Annotated in this window: 20 protein-coding genes and 1 pseudogene; 9 read left to right on the forward strand and 12 right to left on the reverse strand. The window is 48.2% G+C overall.

Annotation, left to right across the window (positions count from 1 at the left end):
- The 3 genes from MUN86_RS14610 to MUN86_RS14620 are packed head-to-tail and all read right to left on the reverse strand — an operon-like array spanning position 1 to position 1,945.
- Positions 1-1,092, reverse strand: a complete 1,092-nt coding sequence (locus tag MUN86_RS14610) for an oligogalacturonate lyase family protein (protein WP_245118781.1) — start codon at positions 1,090-1,092, stop codon at positions 1-3.
- A gap of 26 nt (positions 1,093-1,118) precedes the next feature.
- Positions 1,119-1,340, reverse strand: a complete 222-nt coding sequence (locus MUN86_RS14615) for a hypothetical protein (protein WP_245118782.1) — start codon at positions 1,338-1,340, stop codon at positions 1,119-1,121.
- Positions 1,341-1,390: 50 nt separating this feature from the next.
- A complete protein-coding gene (locus MUN86_RS14620; RefSeq protein WP_245118783.1) occupies positions 1,391-1,945 on the reverse strand; it encodes a polysaccharide deacetylase family protein in 555 nt (184 codons plus the stop codon).
- A gap of 267 nt (positions 1,946-2,212) precedes the next feature.
- Between MUN86_RS14620 and MUN86_RS31805 the strand changes: the two genes are divergently transcribed.
- Genes MUN86_RS31805 through pgl form a run of 5 tightly spaced genes read left to right on the forward strand, consistent with a single transcriptional unit; the run spans position 2,213 to position 5,998 of the window.
- Complete coding sequence (locus MUN86_RS31805; protein WP_311181711.1) at positions 2,213-2,437, forward strand: NAD(P)-binding domain-containing protein; 225 nt, start codon at positions 2,213-2,215, stop codon at positions 2,435-2,437.
- Positions 2,434-2,643, forward strand: a complete 210-nt coding sequence (locus MUN86_RS31810) for an NAD(P)-binding domain-containing protein (RefSeq protein ID WP_311181712.1) — start codon at positions 2,434-2,436, stop codon at positions 2,641-2,643. Before MUN86_RS31805 ends, MUN86_RS31810 begins: the two co-directional genes overlap by 4 nt.
- On the forward strand, positions 2,640-3,710 hold the full coding sequence (gene gnd / locus MUN86_RS14625) for an NADP-dependent phosphogluconate dehydrogenase (RefSeq protein WP_311181713.1): 1,071 nt from the start codon (positions 2,640-2,642) through the stop codon (positions 3,708-3,710). Before MUN86_RS31810 ends, gnd begins: the two co-directional genes overlap by 4 nt.
- A gap of 36 nt (positions 3,711-3,746) precedes the next feature.
- Positions 3,747-5,264 carry a glucose-6-phosphate dehydrogenase gene (gene zwf / locus MUN86_RS14630; RefSeq protein ID WP_245118785.1) on the forward strand — a complete coding sequence of 506 codons (1,518 nt, stop codon included), beginning with the start codon at positions 3,747-3,749 and terminating at the stop codon, positions 5,262-5,264.
- The gene (gene pgl, locus MUN86_RS14635) at positions 5,264-5,998 is read left to right on the forward strand and encodes a 6-phosphogluconolactonase (protein WP_245118787.1); all 735 of its coding nucleotides are present in this window, start codon (positions 5,264-5,266) and stop codon (positions 5,996-5,998) included. The genes zwf and pgl overlap by 1 nt, the downstream gene beginning before the upstream one ends.
- 93 nt (positions 5,999-6,091) lie before the next feature.
- On the opposite strand, the gene rpiA is transcribed toward pgl, so the two are convergent.
- Complete coding sequence (rpiA, locus tag MUN86_RS14640; protein ID WP_245118788.1) at positions 6,092-6,841, reverse strand: ribose-5-phosphate isomerase RpiA; 750 nt, start codon at positions 6,839-6,841, stop codon at positions 6,092-6,094.
- A gap of 404 nt (positions 6,842-7,245) precedes the next feature.
- On the opposite strand from rpiA, the gene MUN86_RS14645 reads away from it, so the two are divergent.
- The 3 genes from MUN86_RS14645 to MUN86_RS14655 all read left to right on the forward strand — a co-directional run bounded on the left by MUN86_RS14645 (position 7,246) and on the right by MUN86_RS14655 (position 11,489).
- Positions 7,246-8,484, forward strand: a complete 1,239-nt coding sequence (locus tag MUN86_RS14645) for a site-specific integrase (RefSeq protein WP_245118789.1) — start codon at positions 7,246-7,248, stop codon at positions 8,482-8,484.
- Positions 8,485-10,043: 1,559 nt separating this feature from the next.
- Entirely contained in the window at positions 10,044-10,637 is a 594-nt protein-coding gene (locus MUN86_RS14650; protein ID WP_245118791.1) for a hypothetical protein, read from the forward strand.
- Between the two features lie 324 nt (positions 10,638-10,961).
- Positions 10,962-11,489 carry a S8 family serine peptidase gene (locus tag MUN86_RS14655; protein WP_245118792.1) on the forward strand — a complete coding sequence of 176 codons (528 nt, stop codon included), beginning with the start codon at positions 10,962-10,964 and terminating at the stop codon, positions 11,487-11,489.
- A gap of 409 nt (positions 11,490-11,898) precedes the next feature.
- Here the strand turns inward: MUN86_RS14655 and MUN86_RS14660 are convergent, their stop codons facing one another.
- A complete protein-coding gene (locus tag MUN86_RS14660) occupies positions 11,899-12,522 on the reverse strand; it encodes a hypothetical protein (RefSeq protein WP_245118794.1) in 624 nt (207 codons plus the stop codon).
- 40 nt (positions 12,523-12,562) lie between these two features.
- Positions 12,563-16,168: a DUF6519 domain-containing protein gene (locus MUN86_RS14665; RefSeq protein WP_245118795.1), complete on the reverse strand. Its 3,606-nt coding sequence runs from the start codon at positions 16,166-16,168 to the stop codon at positions 12,563-12,565.
- A gap of 108 nt (positions 16,169-16,276) precedes the next feature.
- Between MUN86_RS14665 and MUN86_RS14670 the strand changes: the two are divergent.
- Positions 16,277-16,908: pseudogene (locus MUN86_RS14670) on the forward strand (IS1595 family transposase).
- A 111-nt stretch (positions 16,909-17,019) separates the two neighbouring features.
- Here MUN86_RS14670 and MUN86_RS14675 read toward each other — a convergent pair.
- Genes MUN86_RS14675 through MUN86_RS14700 form a run of 6 tightly spaced genes read right to left on the reverse strand, consistent with a single transcriptional unit; the run spans position 17,020 to position 25,474 of the window.
- Positions 17,020-19,149, reverse strand: a complete 2,130-nt coding sequence (locus MUN86_RS14675) for a hypothetical protein (protein WP_245118797.1) — start codon at positions 19,147-19,149, stop codon at positions 17,020-17,022.
- A gap of 36 nt (positions 19,150-19,185) precedes the next feature.
- On the reverse strand, positions 19,186-21,585 hold the full coding sequence (locus MUN86_RS14680) for a baseplate J/gp47 family protein (RefSeq protein WP_245118798.1): 2,400 nt from the start codon (positions 21,583-21,585) through the stop codon (positions 19,186-19,188).
- On the reverse strand, positions 21,582-24,080 hold the full coding sequence (locus MUN86_RS14685) for a baseplate J/gp47 family protein (RefSeq protein ID WP_245118799.1): 2,499 nt from the start codon (positions 24,078-24,080) through the stop codon (positions 21,582-21,584). The genes MUN86_RS14680 and MUN86_RS14685 overlap by 4 nt, the downstream gene beginning before the upstream one ends.
- Positions 24,081-24,091: 11 nt before the next feature.
- Positions 24,092-24,463 carry a GPW/gp25 family protein gene (locus MUN86_RS14690; RefSeq protein WP_245118800.1) on the reverse strand — a complete coding sequence of 124 codons (372 nt, stop codon included), beginning with the start codon at positions 24,461-24,463 and terminating at the stop codon, positions 24,092-24,094.
- 8 nt (positions 24,464-24,471) lie between these two features.
- Positions 24,472-24,753 (reverse strand): hypothetical protein, encoded by a 282-nt coding sequence (locus MUN86_RS14695; protein ID WP_245118801.1) that lies wholly within the window; start codon positions 24,751-24,753, stop codon positions 24,472-24,474.
- 10 nt (positions 24,754-24,763) lie between these two features.
- On the reverse strand, positions 24,764-25,474 hold the full coding sequence (locus MUN86_RS14700) for a phage baseplate assembly protein V (RefSeq protein ID WP_245118803.1): 711 nt from the start codon (positions 25,472-25,474) through the stop codon (positions 24,764-24,766).
- Between the last annotated feature and the right edge of the window lie 10 nt (positions 25,475-25,484).

The following is a 25,484-nucleotide window of genomic DNA, read 5'->3' on the forward strand; positions in this document are numbered from 1 at the left end:
TCACCAACTTCTCGGACTTGAACTTGAGACCCTGCGGCCGCAGCAGATAAATCCACTTGCCATCGGGGGCCTTGGCCACGGCCGTTTCGTTGCCCCGTCGCCGGCAAACAGCAGTTGGCTAGGCGAAATAGTGTAGTGCACCGACCACTCGTTGCGTTCTAGTTGGCACTTTCTTTCGTGCCCGTTTTTCAGATCAGTACCCGTCACGTAGAAGGTTTCGCCGCGTGGAAGTTGCTGGTCGTACCAGATGGTTTTGCCATCGGGGCTAAAAAATTCGTGGCCGGCAATTTCCATGTCCATTGTGCGCTTGTGCACCAGTTTCACATCCTTGCTCTTGGTGTCGATGGTCCAAATGCGGTCCACTTTATGCCAGGGTCCTTCGTGGCAAAACATGAGTAGCTGCGGATCAGTGGGCGAAAACTGCACGTGGTTCAGCCAAGCTTTATCGGTGAACAGCTTGTCTATCTGTCCGGTCTGCACGTTCACGGTGAAGAGAGTCCGTGGCAGTTTAGCCTCGTAAATGCGGTTGAAAAAGTCGCTCTTGGCCGGATACTTCTTGGATATTTCCTTTTCCTCGTCCGTCGACCAGGCACCGCCGAGTAGCGTTTCGTCGGCGTTGAGTGTGGTGATGGTGGCTTTGAAATCGGCGGGGAACACAAACACCAGCCGGGTCTTCTTGGTGTCAACGTGTGTGGCGTACACACTGTCACCAGTCTGGTAAAACACCTCCCGACGCTTGGGAGCCACTATTTCGCCGCTTACTGAAGCAAAGGCCCGGGTTAGCGGCTCGCTCTGCCGGGTCTTCAGGTTCACGACGTACAGCTGCTTGCCTTGGGGGCTTTTGTGGTAGTACACCATCTTGTCGCCCTCTCGGCCCGTCTTCCTTAGGAAGGGGTTGTTATGAAAATAGAAGCTTTCGTTTTCCCCGCTCAATCCAGTTAACCGCACAATACGGTGGCCAGTAGCTTCATCTATCCATTCGGCGGCGGCCATGGGCTTTTGCGCGCCCGTGGCGAGAACTTTCTGGGCCTGCGCTCCTATTCCAAGCAGCAAAAGGCAGCTGAGTAAGGCAAGGGAACGGGTTGTTTTCATGGGCGGGAAGGAGAAGTAGGTTGGGGTCATTTCAGGTGCTCGTAGTTCGGCGGCAGGGTCCGCAGCGCCTCCGGCACGTTTACGTATTGGGCCAAGTCGCGCAGAGCAATAACTTGGTAGTGGTTGTCGTGAAGATACTTCAAGTACTCTTCAAATAGAGCCGGCGGGGTCGTCACCCACTCATGCGCATTATCGGGTACGCCGTGCACCGTGAGCACCACGATTTTGCCGTTCTGGGCCTGCTGCACTACAGCTTTGATGTCGAGCTTATCGGCAGTAGCGGTGCTGAAGCTCGGAATCAGAAATGGGTGGTCGGTGGTGGGGTCGTAGGCGCGGCGGCCCCGGCGCGGGCAAACTGGTAGCCTTGAGCTTGCAACACCACCAGCGAAGTGGGGTGCGTATCGTAGCCAGGATACGCGAAGGTGGTGGGCTTGGGAATGCGGTACGTGGCACAGCGCTTTTCTATCGAGTCCAGCTCAGCTTTGAATTGCGGGGGCGTGAGCTTGTTTACGTGCCGGTGCGTGAGCGTGTGGCTCGCCACTTCGAAGCCCGCTTGGTGCAACTGCTGTATCTGCGGCCAGCTCATGTACTTGGTTTTGTCGGCGAAGTCGGGCGGGAACTCGCACACGAAGAACGTGCCACCGAAACCGTACTTCTTGAGCAGTGGCGCTACTACCGTAGCGTGGCTCACGACGCCATCATCGAAAGTGAGTACCACCAGCTTATCGGGAATGGGCCGCCGGAGCACCTGCGCGCTGGCAATGGGCGCCATCGCCAACCACCCCGCCACAATCAGCCAGAAAACTCGTTGGGAAGTTCGCGCCACTGCTACTGAAGTGAAGGTGGAAGACACAACAAGAAAACACGATGGCAGCCCCGAACTCTCCTGTACTCTTCGGTAGGCCTCTGGCCGTGCTCGAAAATGCAGAAGTCGCCGCCAATCTGCTCCTGCTATACCACTGTCTAGCTTCTCCTGAATGTTGTTTTCTAAACAATGAAGGCATCTTAACGGTAGAAGTCAGTTTAATCAAAGAAAAGGAATGTACCTTTTCAGCGCTCTTACAGCCTTTTCCACTTCCACACAACGTGGGGCTAGCCCCGAAACCAAACTCATAAAACGATGAGCGAAACGCCAACCAAGTACTCCTTTGGCATGATCGGCCTAGGAACGATGGGTCGCAACCTCCTGCTGAACATTGCTGACCACGGGTTTGCCGTGGCGGGCTATGATAAAAGTCAAAAACAAGTAGACCTGTTACGGGAGGAAAGCGAGGGTAAAGCCGTAGAAGGCTTTTCCGACCCGGAAGCTTTCGTACAAAGCATTGCCACCCGCGCGCGATTATGATGTTGGTGCCCGCGGGCGCCATCGTAGACGCCGTAATTGTGGAAATGCAGCAGTACTTAAGCCCCGGCGACATTCTCATCGACGGTGGCAATTCGCACTTCACCGACACCGAACGCCGCGCTACTTCCTTGGAAAAGGTTGGCCTGCACTTTTTTGGGATGGGCGTATCGGGCGGCGAAGAAGGAGCCCGCTTCGGCCGAGCATGATGCCCGGCGGCGACCGGGAAGCCTACAAGGTGATGCAGCCCGTGTTCGAAGCCATTGCGGCCAAAGCTGACGGAGCGCCTTGCGTGGCCTACATGGGCCCTGGCGCGGCGGGTCACTACGTGAAAATGGTGCACAACGGCATCGAGTACGGCCTGATGGAGCTGATTGCCGAAACCTACGGCGTGATGAAAAACGGCCTCGGCATGGATAACGAAGCCATCCGCCAGACCTTTGCGAAGTGGAACGAAGGTCGGCTACAGTGCTACCTGCTCGAAATCACCAAGGATATTTTCGCCTACAAAGCCCCCGACACCGACCATCTGCTGCTCGACGACATCCGCGACGAAGCCCGCTCCAAAGGCACCGGTAAGTGGACCTCGCAATCGGCAATGGACGTGGCCTTGCCCATCCCAACCATCGACAATGCCGTGTCGATGCGGGACCTGTCGAAGTTCAAAGCACTACGTGAACAGTTGGCGGCCCTTTATCTGCCGGTTGCCTCGCCACTTTCCGGCGACAAAGAAGAACTGCTTCGCCAACTAGAAGAGGCGCTTTATTTCAGCATGGTGGTCACGTATGCGCAGGGCATGCACTTGCTAGCCAGCGCGTCGAAAGACCTTAAATACGACTTGCAGCTGGCTACCATTGCCAAAATCTGGCGTGGCGGCTGCATCATCCGGTCGGTGTTCTTGAATGATATTTTCAATGCCTTCGAGCAAAATAAGGACTTAGAACACTTACTGCTCGATGCAAACGTGCAAAAACAAGTAACGAGCGTGCTGCCCGGTGCCCGCACGGTAGTAGGGGCCGCCGTAGCGGCTGGTATGGCGGTGCCGGCCTTCTCGGCTTCGCTAAGCTACTTCGAGGCGCTACGAACGGCCCGCCTGCCCTCCAACCTGATTCAGGCGCAACGCGACTATTTCGGGGCACACACGTACGAGTTGATCGGGCACGAAGGCGTTTTCCACACGCAGTGGACGCCCAAGCATGAAGACGCAACCTTCAAGAAGGGCGCGCAGGTGGAAGAGGAACCCCAAAGCCAGCAGCCGGTAATTCCGAACAAGTAGTTCTCCTTCCATCTGTTATCGGTTAAGCAAATAGGCATGAATACCAACGAGAAAATCCAGCCGACCATCTTCGTCATCTTTGGTGGCACCGGCGACTTGAACGCACGCAAGCTGGCCCCGGCGCTCTACAATCTGTACTTGGAAGGTTGGCTGCCCACGCAGTTCTCCATCATTGGTACAGGCCGTACCAAGCTGAAAGAAGAGGAGTTTCGCGCCAATCTGCTGAAGGATATCAATCAGTTTTCGCGCAGCGGCAAGGTGAAGCCGGAGCAGTGGGAAATTTTCTCCCAAAACCTGTTCTATCAAGCCTCTGATTTGAACGATGCCGAAACCTACAAGGAATTTGGCGTCCGCATTCAGCAGCACGAAACCGAATGGCACACCCGCGCCAACGTCATCTACTACTTGGCGGTGGCTCCCAATTTCTTCCCCATTATTGCCGAAAACCTAGCCAAGAGCAAGCTCACCAAGGATGCCGAACGCACCCGCATTGTGATTGAGAAGCCGTTTGGGCACGATTTGGAATCGGCGAAGGCGTTGAACCAGTTGCTGACCCGGATTTTCAATGAGCGGCAGATTTACCGCATCGACCATTATCTGGGCAAGGAAACCGTGCAGAACATCATGGCCTTCCGGTTTGCCAACTCCATTCTGGAGCCCGTTTGGAACCGCAGCCACATCGACCACGTGCAGATTTCGGTGACTGAGCAGCTCGGGGCTGGCGAACGAGCCGGCTACTACGACGGCTCGGGCGCCCTGCGCGACATGATTCAGAACCACTTGCTGCAACTGCTGTGCATCATCGCCATGGAGCCGCCCATCAGCTTCAATGCCGAGGAAGTACGTAACCGCAAAGTGGACGTGCTACGGGCCATGCGCCGGTTTTCGCCCGAAGACGTGCGCCTCTCCACGGTGCGCGGCCAGTACGGCAACGGCTGGATCGAGGGCAAGGAAGTGCCTGGGTACCGCGACGAACTAGGCTCGGATTCCAACACCGAAACCTTCGCCGCCGTGAAGTTTTTCGTGGACAACTGGCGTTGGGAAGGCGTACCGTTCTATCTGCGTACCGGCAAGCGTATGCACCAATCGGCGTCCGTGATTACCATTCAGTTCAAGGACGTACCGCACTTCATGTTTCCGGCTTCCGCGGCCGACAACATCAGCCACAACCGGCTCATCATCAGCATTCAGCCTGAAATGAGCATCCGGCTGCAAGTGCAAGCCAAGCGCCCCGGCCTGGACATGGTGCTGAACACCGTAGATATGGTGTTCGACTACAAAGGCACCTATACCAACCAAGCGCCCGAAGCCTACGAAACGTTATTGCTCGACACCATGCTCGGCGACCAAACGCTGTTCATGCGCGGCGACCAAGTGGAAGAGGCGTGGGACTTGATCATGCCCATCCTGACCACTTGGCAAAACCGCATGAGCCTCAACTTCCCCAATTACTCGGCCGATTCGTGGGGTCCGGAATCGGCGGAAGCTCTCATTGCCCGCGAAGGTTTCCACTGGTTCACGCTCCCCGTCAACAACAAGAAAAAACCGGCCTAATGAAGCTTCACATTTCTCCGGCCACCACCGAGGTACTGCACGAGCTAGCCGACTACTTCGTGGCAGCGGCCAACCAGGCTATTGCCGCACACGGCCGCTTTACGGTGGCGCTTTCGGGCGGTAGCTCGCCTAAAAAGCTGTTCGAGTTGTTGGCGTCTGATGCGTTCAAAGACCAACTGGATTGGACTAAGGTGTATTTCTTCTTTGGCGATGAGCGCAACGTACCGCACACCGACCCACAGAGCAACTACCTGATGGCGAAAACCGCCTTGTTCGAGCCTCTGCACATCGACGCCGCCCAGACGTTTGCGGTTGATACCAGCCTCCCTCCTGCCCAAGCCGCGGAAGCTTACACAACCGCTATCAACCAGCATTTCAACAGCGAGCAAGCCCGCTTCGACTTAATACTGCTCGGTCTAGGCGATAATTCGCACACAGCTTCCTTGTTCCCGCACACGTCCGTACTACACGACAAGTCGGCTAGCGTGCAAGACGTATATGTGGAAGAGTTGAAGGGGCATCGTATCACCTTTACTGCGCCACTAATCAATCAGGCCCGCGCTGTTGCGTTTCTGGTTTTTGGCGAAGACAAAGCTGCCGCGGTACGTCACATTCTGGAAGACAAGGAAGACATCGACAACTTCCCTGCCCAACTCATTGCTCCCACCGACGGCGACTTGCATTGGTTTTTGGACACGGCAGCTGCTTCTAAGCTTGACCAGCAGGCTAGTTAAACTTCGGCTTACCTCTTTGTAAAAAGGACGGCCTGCTGCGCTTAGCGTAGCAGGCCGTCCTTTTTATATAATCATGAATTATCTAGTCTCAGATTAAGGTAGTTCCGCGAAGTCGGTGGCAGGCTGAGGCGCCGCACCGGCCCGTAGCACCTGCGCCTGCCCTTCGCGGACGACCAGGGCGGCGCGAGCTAACCCAAGGAACAGGCCGTGTTCCACGAGGCCGGGAATAGTTTTGAGTTGCTTTGCCAGTTCGGAGGGGTTAAGCAAATGGCCGTAGTGGCAGTCAATCAGTAGATTTCCTTGATCGGAATAGGCATACTTGTTCGGGTCGTTCTTGTCCATCCGAACCACTGGATTGCCTCCAGTGGCTGCCACGGCATCCATCACCCAAGGCAGCGCAAACGAAACCACCTCCAGCGGCAGCGGAAACTGCCCGAGTTGCGCTACTGCCTTCGAGGAATCGGCAATGACGAGCATGTAAGCGGAAGCAGTAGCCAGCACTTTTTCCCGCAGCAACGCGCCGCCGCCACCTTTTATCAAGTTTAACTGCGGGTCTAGCTCGTCGGCGCCGTCCACGGTCAGGTCGAAGCGCAGGCCGCGGTGAGGTTCCACCAACGGAATGCCGAGCTGGCGGGCTAGGTTCTCGCTGGCTACCGAGGTGGCGGTGGCCTGAATGCGCAATTCGCCGGCTTGCACCTTCTGGCCGAGTAGCTTGATGAAGTGCGCCGCCGTACTGCCCGTGCCCAGCCCGACCAGCATGCCATCGCGCACCCACCGCAAGGCGGCTTGGGCGGCCACTTGCTTTTCCTGATCTAGTAGCTCTTTATCTTTTGTTGGTGTCATTAGCGTAGGTAGTAATAAAGGTTGGGGCCAACCTGTAGTCTTACGTACTTCTTCACCAAACTGCGGTGCTTATAGCGTGACACTTTCAAGCAACCTGTCTAGCATTTGGTTTCGCTGCTCCTTTAACTCTGTTGCTCAAGGTTACTTTATCGTATAACCAGCAAATAAAAAAGCCTCAACTTTCGTTGAGGCTTTTTGGTGATCCCGCTGGGATCACAGCATATTTACCATAAATACTCAAAAAACATCCTCAAAAGACATTTAAAGGGGATTTAATGTTTTAACTTTACTTTATTTTACTTGTTTTTCACAATATTTACGGTCCCACTTATGGGCCCACTCAAATCTTTACTTACATTTGGCAGCCGGCTTAGAAGTGAGCCCAAACTACTCTCTACATTACCATGTCCTCCACCAAACTAGTTATCCGCAGTGACCGAAAAGCCTTCGGCAAAACCACTATATACGTTCAGTACACGCATAAAAGTGCCAAGAAGAAGTTCAGTACCGGCTACAGTATTGCACCTAACTGTTGGAACGGAACGGCTGGAAAGGCTACTGGTACTTCTAAAGAAATAGTAGAGTTTAATGCACGGCTCCAGATTATCAAAGGAAGAATTGACAAGATTGTTCAAGATGCCATCTTAGTAGGAGAAGAGCCTTCTTTTGCGCTCGTTGAAGAACGACTAAAAGGCCTCTCTAATTCCTCCAGTAAGCTTCCAGAGTTGCTTAAGCAGGAGAAATCTAGCAATCAAGACTTCTTAGAGCTTTTTGCAGAAAACATTAACGTTACTAGTGCTTCGAAATCGCATGGTACGATTAAGCATTACAAGAGCACGCTGAACCATCTAAAAGCCTATGCGTCGAAACGAAGCATCAAACTGACTTTATCTTATTTAGACACCAACTTTTACCATGACTTTGTCCAGTTCCTGACCAAAGAGTTGGAGATGACCAATGGCACAGTCAACAACCAGCTTAAGCGGGTTAAAGTAGTGATGAGTTATGCGCTGGACAAAGGATTGACTGATAATATTGCTTTCCGCAAATTCAAGCTCCTGAAACATACGGAAGCCGATGTTATTTACTTAACCCAAAGCGAACTACAAATCCTCTTCGAAGCAGACTTGTCATCGGAGCCGCGCATGGCCAAGGTGCGTGACTTATTTGTCTTAGGCTGTACCACTGGGCTACGGCATTCGGACTTCAGCATCATTCGCCCAGAGAATATTGAGAATGATCAGTTGGTGCTGCGCACCATAAAAACGGGAGACTGGCTTAGATTAGATCTCAACCAATACTCGCGAACCATCCTACAGCGCTATCCTAATGGGCTACCGAAGCTCTCTCAGCAAAAGTTTAATGAGTATGTGAAAGAACTGGGACAGCATTGTGGTATCGACAAATCAATCCTTGTGGTGCATTATCAGGGCACCAAACGAATTATGGAGCGCGTACCAAAGTACAGCCTCTTATCCTCTCATACAGGCCGGCGCACCTTTGTAACTCAAAGCCTAGAACGCGGGATGCCCATAGAAGTACTTCAGAAATTTACTACTCACAAAGACCTCAAGACGCTAATGCGCTACGCCAAAGTGGCTGACGAACAAAAGAAGTTGCAGATGGAAAAAGCGTGGGGTTAAGAACTAAATGAACTGAAATACTTAGAGAGCTTTTAGGGCGAATAACCGACGTACTTGTGCTAGAAGGTTAATGTATGCATCGTCTATCTCTTTTATCTTATTAAAACGCCCTAGCTCTACCCTTGTGGCGCGGGCATCATCACGCGAAAGTCCCAGGCTAGTAGCTTAAGAGATAGCTCGCGATGGTGCCAGCATCGCAGGCAGAGCCAGTACTAAGGGCTAGGTTGGGCAGGCGGGCAAGTAGGACGTCTTTTTGACAATGTAGAGCCTCTTTTGCAAAGAGTAGGCCTTGGTATCTGCCAGTAACATCTGTTACTACAAGTACGCACAGGATAGAGTACAACTCTCGACACATGGGATAACAGGCTCGGAAAAATTACTTTAAATATTATAATATTTAAAGTAATTTTCTTGTAAATTAAAGCAGATGGAAATTTTAGCTGTACGCTTATTAAAGTGATTGGTGATCTACGCTTCCCCATGCGCCTTCGCGGTGTCCCTCCCTCGCTGTCTCTACTTCAGTCGGCCCACGTCCCTACCCCTACGTGTTGGTAAACTCTGTACGTTTGTTTATTTTTATAAAAAGACATTTGAAACACAAATACTTAAAATATTTCTTGGTTGTTCTTAATCATAAGAATGGAATCTGCAGGCATAAATTCAGAATACGCACGCAAACATTGTTTTAAATAATATATTAATACACAATAAGCAATATTTAAATATACAACAATATCCACGACAGTCCAATCTATTATTTAATTATAACTAATAGCGCTTTACTATTGATATTTAAGTGGTTATTAACGTCTAGTTTTAGCATTATTTTTCTCTTTTATTAAAAATACTGAATAAATAAAACGTATGTTAATCATATTTATACCATAAGTAGTAATTTAATATTTACAATATAATTAAAATAATATCTAAAACATATAAAAATTAAAAAGATTTCCCAATGAATCTAAAAACATATTATTATGAACAATCTAAATATTTTCATCCCGCTTTTTTATGCTTATTTGCGTGTGCTTGCAATGCATATTTTGTCTAAAAAATCAAAGACTGTTTTAATCGTAGCGGCTGTATAAAACATTTAGTGATTTATACATTAAACTAGAACAGATTATATGCTGGAGCTAAAAAATTGAGGAGTGTGGGTACTTGATGATTATAATAAGCCTGTTTCTGCATGGATGCCATTATCCGACCGATTAGAAAACTTGCAAATAAGCTGTTTTGCAAAATCTAATATTGATAATAAATATTAGTCATAGGCAATGATTTATAAGCTAATTCAATCCAGTAGAAGATGTAAATTAATGGACAAAAATGATAAATTACAATTTTTGAATACTGACTTTTATTCGTCTGAATAAAATATAATTCACTTTATAATCATATTAAACACGGGAAATATCAAACAATCGTTTTATAATTTATGGCTTAAACTCATTATTACTTGGACATAATTTAAGAATAAATATAGTTTGTGATTCATCTATATAACTTCAATTATAAGCTGCATTTAAGTATTTTTTTTTTAAAGAGAGCGTCATATGGAAGATCAAGTTAAGAATTTATGGGAAATAGTTTTAAATGTATGCACTCTAATAGGGGCAGGGGCAGCATTTTGTTTTTCGCTGTACACTTGGAATAAAGGTAATCATGCTAAAAGGGCTGAATTTTTAGACACTTTGTTAAAAGAATTCAATAATAATAACACTTATATGGCACGAAGACTATTAGATGGTTTTGCGTTAACTGCTCCTAGTCATGAACAAATTATATTGTCAAATAATTTATTACGCGATCATAGGGCCAAGCCTGTCATATCAAGTATAGAAATCGAGGCCCGTGAGTCATTTGATAAGTTTTTAGAATTCTTTGCAAAAGTGGAATTTTATTTTGATTTAGGTCTAATTACAAAAAATGAGTTACGATATTTTAACTACTATCTGGTGAAGTGCGCTTATGAAGGTGAGGGATGCGTCTTAAATTATGCAGTAATATATGAATACGACGCGTTGCAGAGGTTATTATATGTGATGAATATAAATATTTCTAATAAAAACAATAAATATGATTGGAAGATCATATTTATTGATAACAAACAAAAGAACAGATATGAGAGATTAAGAGGCGGCTACTAGGAAGGTGGTAAAACAAGTATTGATTAGCGTCAGTAGGTTGAAGTATTAGCTCGCCCTGCGCTACATCATCTCCTTACTCAGCTAGGTGAGCCAGTCCGGTGCTGGGGCGCAACTCGACCACGGACATCTGCGTGAGCGACAGGTGTAGCTTGCAGAAGAAGGTGGTAATACTTGGCTTGCCCTAGTCGCTGTAGTGTGAAGTAGCTTATGATTGAGAAGGCCCCTCTTTAGGTGTTATTAGACAAATAAGGTAAACCCTCCAAGTTGGCCTTATACGGGCTTGCTCGGCGGCCTCTCCGGTGTCTGACCTGATGAACGAGACGTTTGAGCGCATTACCGACGAGGAACGAGCGCGTCACCTTGCTGTTTTTCTCGGCTGGCAAAGCCAACACCCAGTTTGCTGCCCAGCGTCCCTGGGCCAACCATGCCCGGACGTTTGGCATTGCCGCCTCAACGGAAAACGAGCATCTGGCCAGCTATTCCAATTTTGGCGAAGGCATTGACTTATGCGCGCCCAGCAGCGACGAGAACATTGGGCTGCGCAGCATCACGAATACCAGCTTGCCAGGGGGTGGTGACTTGGCCGGCCATACGGGTGGCCCCGACGACTACACCGCCCACTTCGGGGGTACTTTGTCGACCACGCCGTTGACGGCGGAGGTGGCGGCCTTTGTGCTGAGCTTGGACCCCACGCTCACGTGGCAGGAAGTGCGCGATATTTTCAACAACACCGCCGTTAAATTGACTTCGTCAACACTGATGCCCAAGCGCTTTTGGGCCTGGACTGCGGTACGTTGGCCGTCAGTATGCCGTATCAAGAGCCGCGAAGGGCCTTCATATTTTGGTGAGTGAAGCGGGTAGCATACCTAGGATTTAACCGGGAGAGGAGGCCTAGGAATTGGGCATCCCTCCCTACTACTGCTCTGAACTGATGGCTATTACAAATCCAACTGGAAAAACAAGCCTATTCCGGACTACTGTATTTGGAGGGTTGACGGTTCATCGGTTATGAGAATAAAGGTGACATAACCATATGCTTAATTTAATCCTTTATATGGCGAACCATGCAACCATTTTTTTGCTTCCCACTTTGCAACTTAAATTACCTGAATTTGAGGAGCAAGGGGCTGTTCCTACCTTGTCGTGTTAAAAAAAACATCCAACAAAACCGCTCTTCAAACCGTGATGCAACTTGCAAGAAATGAAACGCAAAAATCATCATTTCGCCCTTAAAATTCTTTTCTTCCCGATATACAAAATTTCACTTCTTAATCTCATTTCCTTTCTTCCTCCCCACCCTTTCAATCGTTATATTCTCCAAATCAATCTGTCCCACAAACGGCGTCAACAGTGTTTCACTACGGTAAATAATCTGTCTTGCTTCTACGAGCTGGATCAGCAATTCCCTTCCGTTCAGTTGTTGGATTGCTTCTTTACCAAGATTGATTCTATAAAAGCCGGAAACATCCGTAACCGCCTGCCAATTTTGTTTTTCCTCTTTTTCGTTTTCGGTTTTCGCCAGGAACAAAGCGACCTGTAGGCCCTCTAATGGGTTGAGATTATCATCAAACACGAATCCCTGTACCTGCCAGGTATCCAGATCAAAACTTTCATCTTTTGCGCGCATCGTAAGATCCACTTGCATACGGAGTGCAGGAAAGAGCGATTCATTAAACCCCATCCTTTGCCTCATTTTTAATACCCGTGCATGGTTCTCTCCGTATTTGGCGGTGAGCCGTTCCGATTCCAGCTCCATTGCTTTATGTTTCAGTAACTGCAATTCCATATGGTTTTTTAGGCTTTCAACCTTCATATCGTCAAGCACTGACGATGTTTCATCCACATCCTGAGAAATTTCAGCGTCTGGTCTTTCTTTTTTTGCCATTTTGATAGGTTTACTTGTTGATAAATTCAGCTGATTGATTTCAGAAGCTGTTGTAATTAAATTTCAGATCGCCAAAGTTTTTATTGTGTTTGTCCAAATTTGCTTCCAGTTTAAGTGCTTCACAGGTCAGAACATTCAATTCAATGTTCAGCGCTTTCCGACGGTATGACCAGTACGGTACAATTAGGCAGTGAGTAGCCTGATTACCGATCGCCGTGTTCATCAGCGCGAATGAGATCAGTGAAAAGAAAGTGTAGGAGAACCCATCGGTGAAGCGGTTATTGCTACAGCGCGTAGAGACTGAAAAAAGGAATGTGTTAAACAACACCATATCGATACTAGGGGACTGGTTATGCAACAGCGCGGTAAAGCCCGCACATTCCACTTGGTTATCAGTAAAGCTGATATCATCTAGTGTTAAGATCATTTGGGCACTGATGCATTGCTCAGATTCCAGTGTCCGCAGGTCCAGCACAACCTGGTTATCATTGAAAAGGGTTTTGCCACTCGGTAATAACTGGTAAAGAATAAAAAAGGCCCGTGTGCTAGCGTTTGCAGAGTTGGTCAGCGCTTGGAACATACCGGGGTTGACATTACCCCAGTTCTTCAACGGCATGAGAATGATGTTTAAAAGATCCTTCGAGATTCCGAGGTTAAGAATGAAAACGTTCCCGGCTAGTCGCGAAAAACGGTCGCCGGTATTCAGTCCCTGCGAAATGAGCTGATTGTCTACAATAGAAACGGGCCCGAATGCAATTACAAACAATGAATGTCCTAAAGGCTGGGTCACTATATTATGATGCACTCTTACTGCCGGGTCTGCTTCCACTACTGGGAAAAGCATGTTAGCAGCTTTATAGGTAAGATTATTGGCCACATGCGGCTCGCTGGCATATTTCATTCGCGGCAACCTGGCAGCGAACCAGATCACGATACCACCACGTACCGCATTCGTGCGCTCTTGTTGCAACACATCCGCTCCATTATTGACTACCCTGTTGTTGAATATATCAATGCCTTCGCCGAAAAATATAAAGATACCAGTCACCGGAATCAGCTGATTTTTGCCATTCTGCTCCACCCAGTTCTCACGGATAATACAATTTTCACAGAATGCTAGGGAAATGCCGGCAACGTTTAATTCGCCGTTCAGTAAAAATCTTTGTTCCCTGTTCGGCTCCATTATGCAATACCTAATTTCATTGCCACAGATGACGAGCGTGTCAACGTGGATGATGACCGACTGATCCCTTTCCCGTATATGGAATACTGTCCCAATCCCACAATGCCCCATTTCCCGTATCCTGTTTTCCTGTATCGTTATGTCATAGAGAAATGGTGAAAAAGCTATTATCTGGTTTTCGTTGTTTGGCACGGGCATGTGGCCCAATGTGATACCGTTGCCACGACCACCAGTTATTTCATTTTGCAGAATCCATACTTTTTCTGATCCGCATCCCACCTGAATCCCACCCAGCGCCATTCTTTGTGTGTACGCGCCACCAGGTGTATAACTCACCGCATAATGCAGGAGCTGGTTTACCATTAACAGAAACTCCTTATGCTGTTTATATATTTTGCCTTTATCAAGGCACGGGTCAAACGGATCAGGGTGTGGTTCCGGTTCATTGCCTCCACCCGGCGTGCCCGGGTCTTTGATCAGCACGATGCGGTTACGTTCAATCACAACGTCATCGGCCAGTGTAAAGATGGCCACCCCTCCTTCGCGTTTATCAAACATACCAATGAGGTTAAACGCAATCTTTATCCGGTTATTCCCCGCGATTTCCGGTTGCAGGTTCACCCGAATTGCATGTATACTGGCTAATATCCGGTTTTCGCGTATCGTGATCTCTTCAGATGCAGCCACTCTCATCTTGTCATCCTCGACAACCACAGCAATACCGTCGAGCGTTATCATTGTCATATTGTCGATGCGGATTCTTTGTGAATGCCGGATAACGAATATCGGTTTGATAGTGGTAAATGCAGACCTTACTATCGTCTGCTCACCGCAACCGCTAATATAAATTTTTTGTTTGTTGTAGATCTGAACATTTGCATCATGTATGCCTGGCAGCACGCAAATCTTACCTCCTTCTGCAGGAAGACTATCTACTGCCTCCTGTATACTCCTGAAGTCTCCTTTGCTGTGTACACCATCTCCTACTGTATATGTACAACAACATTCATCTTCTGTCAATGGCCGGAATCTTCTGCGGCAATCATGAATCATCGTACCAGTTACATTCTGATTGGCATCCAGCTTCCATTCGATAATTGCCAGTGGTGAATAAAACAATCGTACGCCATGCTTGCTAATCCCGGTAGTGGAAAGTTCCCAGGGTACCACCACATCCGGTGTGGAAGGACGTGCAGCAATGACCCAGAAATTATTTGCCAGTCCATCAGGACTTGTAAAACCAGTTCCATTAAACGTAACTTCAAGACCTCTTGTCCCCAATGGCACGGGTGTACCAACCGTAAACGGTATTTTTTCAGGCGATGCAAGATCGGCGCCCCTGTTCCACACACGCATGTAGAAGAATTCTGCAGGCAAAGCAAGAGAAGGACGATCCGTCCGGTTCTTCCATTCCCCGAATTCAGCAGGCAGTGCGGCATCTGCAATACCAAAAAATCCTGTACCAGGGTTATTTATATCAGGGTTATAAGATGTCAACACTTTGCTCATAAATCCTGCCTGCTCCGCGATCTTCTCATTATTCGGCAATACAGCTGACCAGGGTAAAAATTCTACCACCTGTCCCGCCATTGGCCAGTGATACTGGTCCTTTGGCGCTGTTTTCATTTCCACAACCAGGCCGTTGGGTGTGCTTTTTACTACCACGCGGTAATAAGGCGATGCATTGTCAAATCCCCAAGTAAAATGACCAGTTGCAGGGGCATTGCTGTAATCAATATCAGTTACCTGTACACGGATCGCTTGATTCTCTGCCCCGAGATAACCACCTGCAATTGCGGGCGTACACAGGTCATCCGCAGCAGTGGATGTACCAAACGTTACTTTAAGGCTGGAGTCCTGCACCAGTTCATTACCGCGACGGATCGTTCCGATTTTTTTTGCGATCCAGTCATTCTTCAACCGCTGGAAAGAAACCGGACAATCCGGTGAACCCGTATCGGAAAAGATCTTTACTCTTCGCATATAACGCATGCGCGTGGTAGTATCACCAGTTCCAAGTGCTTTTTCAAATAAGGAACTATCTTCCACCGCACTGACGGGTTGCTGCCAGCTTTCGAGATACACGAGGTCATACACCGGTTCAGGTGTAAGCAGTACAGGTACTTTGAAATCCCCGTCTTTTTTCTGCAACCAATCTTTCTGCAAACGGAAAGTTTCCTGCCCATCCATCTGCAGACGTTGGCCGCCGAGGTATAGCGCACCCTTGAGAATATCAAAGTCGATAAACCCTCCGGCGTTGCTGACATTGGCTATCTTAAACCCATTATCCGGGCTTCCATGACCACCGATGATATCCACCTGCGTTCGGCGCTGCTCCTCTTCTTCAATTCTCGATTTCTCATTCCAGTCGTCGTCCGTCAACACACGACCCTGCTGCATGCGTACACTGCCATAGTGCTTGCGTGGATCAAACGCCACACGTGAAATATCGAAACTGGCCATAACTAAGTTTTAGTAGGAATTAGGTTGGGGCTTAGGAAGCAAAGGCTTGCAAATCCTTCGTAACTCACTCTTATGCAACAAGTTAACTGATATTAGAAGCGGGTAAAAATTTCAGAGGCTAACTTCCGCTATCTGCTACGCCTGTTTGCCCTTGATTTGACTGCCTCCGACACGGCGCGCCTGACGAGGCTGAGTGTGCGTTCAGTTAATGCCCGCTATCTGCGGTTACGCCACCGCCTGCAAGCCGAATGCCCGGTGCCGGTGGAGTTGGCTGGGGTCGTGGAACTGGATGAATCCTACTTCGGGCTGCGGCGGGTGCGGGGCAAGCGGGACCGCGGGCAAAACCATGATCTTTAGCCTGTTCAAACAGGGCGGTCAGGTTGACGCCGAAACTGTATGAATTGCCAGAAAATGACCTTGCAAGCCATTATCCGGGGCAAAATTGACGTGAGCGCCATGGTAAATACGGATGGGTAGCGTGGCTACGACCGGCTGGTCGATATAGGTTACGACCGGCACTTTCGGGTGCATCATGGCCTGGACGATTTGCGTCATGTGCCTCGCATATCAACGGCATCGAGTCTTTCTGGAGCTTCGCTGAAACCCGTTAGCCTCAGTTCCACAGGGTGGCAAAAGACACGTTTGAACTGCATCTGAAAGAGTGTGGATTTCGCTTCAATTACCGACACGAAGACCTCTATAAACTCTTGCTTAAATTGCTCAGTCAGCAACCCCTGTGAACCAGTTTGCTTCCCAAGCCCCTTAGGTTATATGTATAAATGCAGGGATCAAACCGAAAGGCATATATTCTTCTACTTTCACCCGGAGCCCATCGGCTTTTACTGCATTAATCAAACTGTTGCATACCCCATCTCTGCGCCATTCTCACCGCCCCTATATACCTCTACAGGAGCAGCATCGCTCAACTGTGCATAACCGGGATGCCCAAAATGCTTGGAGGTAAACCAGAAATTATTATCCGTTTCAAACAGGAATGATTCATAAGGTCTCGGCAAGCGGCTATCGTTTAATCCCCCTCTTTTGGGTGCCGCACTGAACCGGAAACAACCGGTTTGTGTATCCGTTACCGTGGCCAGTCCCGTAATGATCGTATCTGTTGCATATAACCGATGAACCGTCAACCCTCCAAATACAGTAGTCCGGAATAGGTTTGTTTCACCAGTTGGATTTGTAATAGCCGGTAACAATGGGCTGGTTGATTGTACAAGAGAATCTTCAATGATCATTTTTTCTTCTATCATCCCATTGCCACTTACTTCTACTAGCCCAAGGATAGAACGGGTGATACACATATTTTCCACCACGCCTTCAATGATCAGCGAAACAGGATGAATTTGTTCACCAAGTGCGTTGATACTGCCACCGGGATCAAATGTACAATTGCGTATAATTACACATTCATAGTCTCCGCGGAGTATAATACTAAATTGTTTATCGCCCGGCGATCCAAACCATAATCCATCCAACACCAGCGTGGCATCATTACCCGGCGCATTAAATATGATATCATTGCTGAGCACGAGGTAAGGACGTTGCTGGTTGGCTGACTGCAATATCAGGTTCACCACGTTCAACGCACTGGGAAGTAGTCTGTAGGTACTGTTATCAATTACCTGTACCGTTTCCGTCGGATTAAACGAAGAAAGGTCTACAGTCCCCCCTGCTGGCAGCACTTCCACTGTTGGTTCAGAGTCCTCCACTTCTTTGCGGTCATACACACCTGCACCAAATGGGCCGGAAAATCCATAACAATAATTTACGCGTACATTCTCCGGTGCGGCAGCAGGATTCAGGAACATAAAACGTCCATGCTCCGCATCTATCGCTAAATCTTTGCTCGGTGCATTGGCTGTCCATGCTAACAGGTTTGCTGCCACAATTTTTTCTTTCTGTATTATAGCAAACGGTGCATCACTCACGCTCACCGAAGAAGGGATGAGTTTATTTTTTCCGCAATCATCAACAATAGCATAACGCAGCAGGATGATAAAAAAAGCAGGACCTATAAAACCCGCTGCTGTTGCTAAGGCAGCCTCTGTCACAAAACGATGTTTGATAAAAGGTTTTAACTGGTCTGCCTGTGCCGGCAACAAACCATCTGTTTTCAACTGCTGGATATGTTCTTCTTTGATCTCATATGCTGCATGAGATAACAGGTGGCAGCGGATAGGAACTGGCAGTTCCCATTCCAGGGCGGAATGCCAGTTATCCCACTGGTCGGTTGACGGCCTGTTACGTCTTGCAAAAAGCGGGATATCCCTGCCAGAAGGATCAAACGTATAGCGCGTCGCATTAACCCGGAATGGTGTAACAGCTGTGACTCTGTATGACAGTAAACGGTACAGGTAAAAATTAAGGCGCGTAATCCCATACCTTCCATCCAGTCCGCGTGGTTTACGCATATCGGGTGTATGGAAAAATTCTTCAAAAGGCCTATCCGCAAGCTCACTCGCAAATGGTCTTCGTAGATCGGCAACCCCTCCAGGCAACGTACCGGTATACCGCCCGGCAAACAAAACGGGTTCCGGGTCGAGTCCATGCCGTGCGCGCACCAGCTTCGTAAAGCCTTCCACCATTTTGCCGTCCCAGTTGCTGATATCATGGATCAGTTCTTCCAGGATGCGTGGTGTTCCTTTCCTGCGCCGGTAATAGATCGTCTTGGCAACATCTATCCTGCGGCCGCGTTTATTTAATGCCGATAATAAGCGGGTCCCCACCAGGTCACCGATATAAGGTACAGCCCACTCATTACAAAGTTCAATGAACTGATCTTCCCAGAGGCGGTCTTGGCTTCGCCGCAGTATCGCGGCTTGTGCAGCGATCACCTCTACTAGTGCACGTAATACATGTGGATTAGGGTTAGTATCCAGTCCATCTTCGTGCCGGTAAATGGAAGGAATCAGTTCCCAGATCTTTTCCTGGTAATACGTGTTGAACTTATCGTTGGCAATACTTCCCATATCAGCTGTTTGGTTGTAATTGTAAACCGCCCTGCCCTATATCAAAATATCTTCCTGCCCCGGTGAACGGGCAAAACCAGTGAAGGATTGACCATTCCATAAAATATGCCGCACAGAAAGAACGCCGCTTACCGACTGGACAGCAGAAAATATTTTACTGCGGAATACTGGCGCACCGATACCGATGTTCTCCGGTGTGAGCAAACCGTTTTCTTTATTGACCAATGTATTCCTTACATTGACCAATACCTCATCTGTTATGAAACGGTCATCAATATGCACATCGATGCTGATGGTAAGAGGCAATGCCATAGCCAGTTCCACTTTCACTAACAGTGCAGGATCTGAAAGTGCGCGTATCCTTTTTTTCAGCGTGTCCTCGATACCTGGTTTGCCAGAATACCAGATCACCATAACAGGGCATTGCTGTTCACCATGCCAGCGCCATTCCACCTGCGCAGCACGTACGCCGGGCACTGAATGAGCTATGGCATCTGCATCCAGGATGGATACAACGCGGCCGAGAGTAAGAATGGACTTCGGTGCATAGGTCCTGAGTTGCTCCGGCAATTCCCTTCCTCCTCCACCTTCAGCGGAGAGAGGATTATTGACCTCCGTAAGCCCTGTAACCGGTTTGGATATCTGGGTAACCGTTCCCGCCGGCGGCGTGGCTTCCTCTGCGCCATACCGGTAGGTAGCGATGATATTATCCGTGCCTGTTGGCAGCCGCATGCCCCTGTTACCGTCACCAAAGGTTATAAATGAATCACCTTCGTCATTCTGTCTGACGATATACACCTGCTCATCCGGTTTTTTATTATAGAATCCCCGCACTTCTTTCCATCTTACACCATTCACATATACTTTCAGTGTATTGCTCACACCCTGATCATCCGCCATGGACGGTGTTGCGAAATAGGTAAGTGGCTTCTTTTTTAACTGGTAGGTCTGGTAAGAGAGCGAGGCATTACCGCTGCCTAGTATTTCATTCAATACAGTTTCTCCACGTGTAGCTTTGATAACGTTACCGAATGCTTCAACAGGCATGGTTAACGCAGGACTCCACTTTTCACCCATACCTGGCTGCAGTCCCGGGCGTGAATAGTTAAGCTCGCCGTTTAGTTGTACGCCCTGCTGGTTTTTATCCAGCAGGAAGAAAGTTGATGTGGTATAATGCTCCACTGGCAACTCAGGTTTTTCTCCAAATATAATTTGGTCTGTATCAGTTAAGAAACCAGCCGGTTCGTTGGCGATCACACCGGGTATCTGCATGTCAAAATATACTGTCAACTCCGCTTTAATCGCTTCATGCCAAGTTGATGCAGGGGTTAGGGTCAGGTATTTGGAATTCAGACCTTTATCCAGAACCAGTTGTGTTACAGGTATCGTTATACCAGGCGTTTCAAACTCAGTGCGGTTGATTACTACTTTTTCGCCCGCACTAAGTTTACGCGTAGTTACAGACGCTTGGCTCACTTTAAACCACCGGCATTGTTCATTCCGGGTCACAACAATATACTGGCCTGCCTTGATAGAAGCATGTACACCGTCCAGTACAATAGTGCGTTGATCAGCAGAAATAGTAGCTGCGTTACCTAGTACATCCACCGTCCACAGTCCGGTATGTTGTATTGGTGTAAAAAGTTTTATGCCATCCAGCACGTATCCTTTCGGCAGGTTGATAGCATCATCAAATTCGATCTTTCGGTACAGTTTTCCGTCACTGCCTGTATGATTGCTGACCTGCTGTACAAACCTTACCTGTGAATAGCCCGCTTCATCGTTATCAATAATGAGCAGCGGGTTATCGGCTTTTATATTGCTCGCGGGTAGGATCAGTATTGATGTTGGGTTAGAGGCAGTATTTGTATTGATAACCGGAGGCAGCACCGGCCACTGATTCATCAGCGGGTGGATCAATTGCTCCTGTTCCAGCTCAAATACCTGTGGTGGATTACCGTCAAATCCTTTTGAACGGAAAGCAGTACCAGCCGGAAGTTTCAGCAGTTTCCTTCCTTCTGCAATGGCAGAAAGGAACACTATTGAGCCCACCGCGGGCTTAGGCAAATAGCCCAGCAACGCAACTAGCCGCCGCAATGAAGGTCGTTGATTAGCGGTACGCAGGTATACTTCCTGCGCAATCACTTTGTCATAAAAAGACACAGCATCACATACATATGCCCACATTTCCAGCAGCATGATGCCGAGGTCATCATTATGCCGTGCTTTCCATTTCAATAAAGAAAGTTTATGTTTTTCAGACGCATCAGCCGGCCGTATTGCATACAACATCGCCTGCCGGAATTCCGAGAAACTGGCTATTTGCCGCGGAAGCTCCGTAAGACCGGCACCAATGTTTAGTTTTAATGGATGCTCAAAACTATCACACTGGCAGGGGAACTGGTTATCTGGTGTACGGTTACAATTATAGCTCATGCGCCACCGTGTATATGTATTTTACAAATACCCCTCTCGGGATGTAGTAGGTCATTTTCAATCCTGATGATGGAATTTTTACCGGGATCATAGTAATATTCTGTAAATTTTTTCCAGTCGAAGGCCCCTCTTCTGCGGAACATTATTCCTTCAACTGCTTTCACACCGGGTACCGATTGTATGGCGCCTTCCAGTACGGAGCGCTTCAGGTAATCACCAAAGCTGAACCGGTCTGCATTAAAAAAACCTTCAACAGGATTGATACCTTTTTTACCGAAGAGTGTTAGCAGCACCCGTGCTTTCACTTCGCCCGGGTACGCATCTGGTGACGCGCATACATCAATGTCAAGATCGATATCTGCATAAACAGGATCCATTGTATAAGCTTCGCGTCCCGCCTGACGGAAACGATTGAGCTGGTCCAGCAATTCAAGACGCCATTCATTGGTCATCATAACGGCATTCTCCGGATCAGGTGTTACAAAGGCCGTGAGCCAGCTTCCTGTCCAGCGAAATGAGGCACCAGCTTTATATACCCAGTCTAGGCGTTCTGCCGCTTCTGCATAATCCTCAGCACGAACTGCGCGGTACGCAATGGTGCGGAATTCTTCTGGTGCAGATTGACGGATAGAGGTAAATGTTTCTTTATCGGCACCACCGCTTGCAGGAAGCGGGTTAGTGACGCTTTCAATATAATTCAGCAAAGGATTGGTTTTATCGATCTTTATCACCCCCGGCGCCACGTTACTGGTACGGCCACCACCCAGCCGGTAATACACACGAAACACAGATTTTTCAGGTGGTACCAAGCCAAATTCGCCGTCGCCAAAGCGAACGCTTATCCCGTTACCGGATGCATAGTCTTCATGTATGATCTCCTGTCCCTGCCGCCAGTAACCAACCACGCGCCCCCAACTCCCATCATCCAGTGTAAAATGCGGATCCATCGGGCCGGATGAATTGATCCCCACCATCGTTCTTTTCCATTCCCAGTTTTCTTCAATCCATACAGGCGACTGGTATTCCAGAACCTCCAATATTACTTCCGGTTTTTCCTGCATGGGAGTTGCCTGCAGCCAGACAACGTTATTGATTTCTGAACCGATCAAGGTGCAGTAATAAGCAATGGATCCATCGGCTCCTTCGCGTTCTATCGACCGGAGTATCCGGCGTTTTTCTGCGGCAGCCATCGCCTTAAGTGCTGTCGCTTCCGCAGCTGGCAGTTCATTCAAGCCTGCACCTGTGAGAAAATATTGAGCGTATGTTTTACCAGCTGTTGCGGGCACCATATTTCCCCGCACCACGAGTATCGTCATGTCCATTTCAAAAGGCAAAGCCTGTTGCGCATCCCATATAAGATGCGTGATGGAGAGATTAAACAAGGGATCTACTATCTTTTTAACAGATATCAGGCGCACCATATGTGCTCTCGGCGGCTGTGCAGGGTTCACTGGCAATGTCTGCAGCAGCACCCATTTACCATTTTCAACACTCGGTGCTAGGCCATCGAACGTGAGCAGGTCTGCTTCACGATCTCCATCAATATAAATTTCAGTAGTATTTACCGGGAGGCATTGTTGGTCTTCATCCCAGCGATACACAGTAAATACATTCCGTTTTTCATCCACGAAATATGGTGTCTTGTTCAATCCTTCCTGCAGGTTGCGCCCCACTTCAAAATCGATCACTTCACCAGAATCACTGTTTGCGAACATGGATGTTCCAGCCAGTAGGTTTCCACTAGCATGGGCCGCCACGGTCACATCGATCCATACAAAAGAACCCAACCCGTCTCCTGTATGATAATCCACCAGTCGCGCATGCCTGCGCAATGAACGTCGCTGCGTACCGGTTTCCAGGTATGCTTCTCTTCCAACCTTGTCTTGGTAATAGGCCATCTCATCGCCTAACGCACTCATTACTTCTGCCAGCATCACACCTGCATCAGCTTCCAGCCTGTCTGGCCACTGTGGATACCGTAATGAAGCGAACTCCAGCAACGCATTGCGGAACGACCAGAAATCCCTTGCCGTATAGTCAACCGGAAAATCCACAGCCTCCTCTCCCGGGCAATCATGATTTGGTGGTGTACAATCAAGATCACTCGGGCAGTTGGCTTTGAAACTGAACATTATATCATTATAGTAGGGGTCGATGCGGAATGGGTCTACTAAAGGATCCTTCCGATCATAGATCAATAATTTGTATAATGTAAAATCTGCTTTCTGAGCTACGGTCAGTTCCAGCGCCGCATCACCTACCCAATCCAACCCGGTTACTGTAATGTCCGGTACGGATCCTGCTTCATTATATATTCGGATATCGGTAGGAACCAGATCACCCAGCAATGTTTTAATCTTTGGCGGTAAGGGTGCAGGCGGGTACTCATTGAAAGCATAGAAATAAACGTCCATCTTCTTCTGACTGGAATAGATATGAATAAAATCTATTCCAGTCACAATCGCTTTTTCTTTCAGCGCTTCAAGACGGTCCATACTGCCATGGATTAAATTTGTACGTTTAAGAATTGTCGCTCCTGTTTTACCTTCAACAGGTAAACAATATTGATCTCCAGTCTTTCATTCATTGCTGTTACTTCTATGTTTTCCGTGGTGATCAGTTCACCGAGCCAGCGGTCCAGCGCCTGTGTGATCAGTACCTCGGAAAGACTGGCCGTTGCATCACTGTTGGGTGCAAATACCATCCTGCGAATACCACAACCAAAGTCAGGACGGTTAATCCGCTCACCCGGATTGGTAAACAACACCTGTAACATCATCTGCCGTACATGCCTGCTAAAATCCTTTTCTTCCATCAGCATTCCCAGCTGCTGATTTATGGCAAATGGATACTTAATACTGTTGATCGGCTGATTCATAAAAATAATTAATATAAAAAAGTCCCGGTTGTATCCAATTTTACCGGCATGTCAGTACTTCCCACACGCACCGTTATATCTGCCTCATGTGTTTTCAGGTATCGTATCATTCCTTGGGCAACTGCAATAAATAGCAACCGCATCTGATCTGTTGATGTAGGTGCCGGCTGTCCTCCCATCACTTTCGGCCATTCTTTTAAAAAAGCATTTTCCATGGCGGCAGCCATACTGTTCGCAAACTCATCCACACCTGGGGCCTGTTCCTGTTTTGTTCCTGCATTTAAGGCCATAACATTAATTTTATCCTGTTCTTACAATTGTTGAAAGCAGTGAAGGTGTTGCCGGTGGAAACACGGGTACAGGTGGTGCCGGTGTGACCGGCAATACGCCCAATGCGAGTTCACCCGGATGCGTATGTGCCTGGAAGATCGTTACCAGCTGGTTCAGGTAAGCTAGCAGGTTATCTCCAAATACTACAGGATGGGTAGAATTTTCCACCAACTCGATCATCGGTGCTTCCACCACCACTTTCAGGTTGCCCTGTATCCTGATCTTTCCTTCATTTACTTCTATTGTCATGATATTGCTGCCATCCTTATCACTCAGCGTGATGATCTCTGAATCATCATTCATTGTCAGCATCAATCCTTTTTCACTTCGTATCATCCGTAATGACGGCTTTACCGTATTCGATTTTTCATCTTTCGGCAACTCTTTATCGGCCCAATAACAGCCGGTCCATATCGGGTAATCCACGTTCCCTGCTTCAAACTCCACCCACACACCCGCACCCTTATCCGGTACCAGATAACTGCCACTACCTTTGCCTGTATAGGGCAAACAGGGATCTGCCGAAACCTGCATATCACCCAATACTGATTGCACCTGCACTTTGATACGCCCACGGTTCGTATCATCCTTGTTATCCATTACAATTCCACGGTATTTACCGTAATACTTGTTGCGGATAACATCCAGCATCCGTTCTGTTACTTGCTGTGTACCATTCATTGTTTAACTT

The organism is Hymenobacter volaticus (assembly GCF_022921055.1).
GTDB lineage: Bacteria > Bacteroidota > Bacteroidia > Cytophagales > Hymenobacteraceae > Hymenobacter > Hymenobacter volaticus.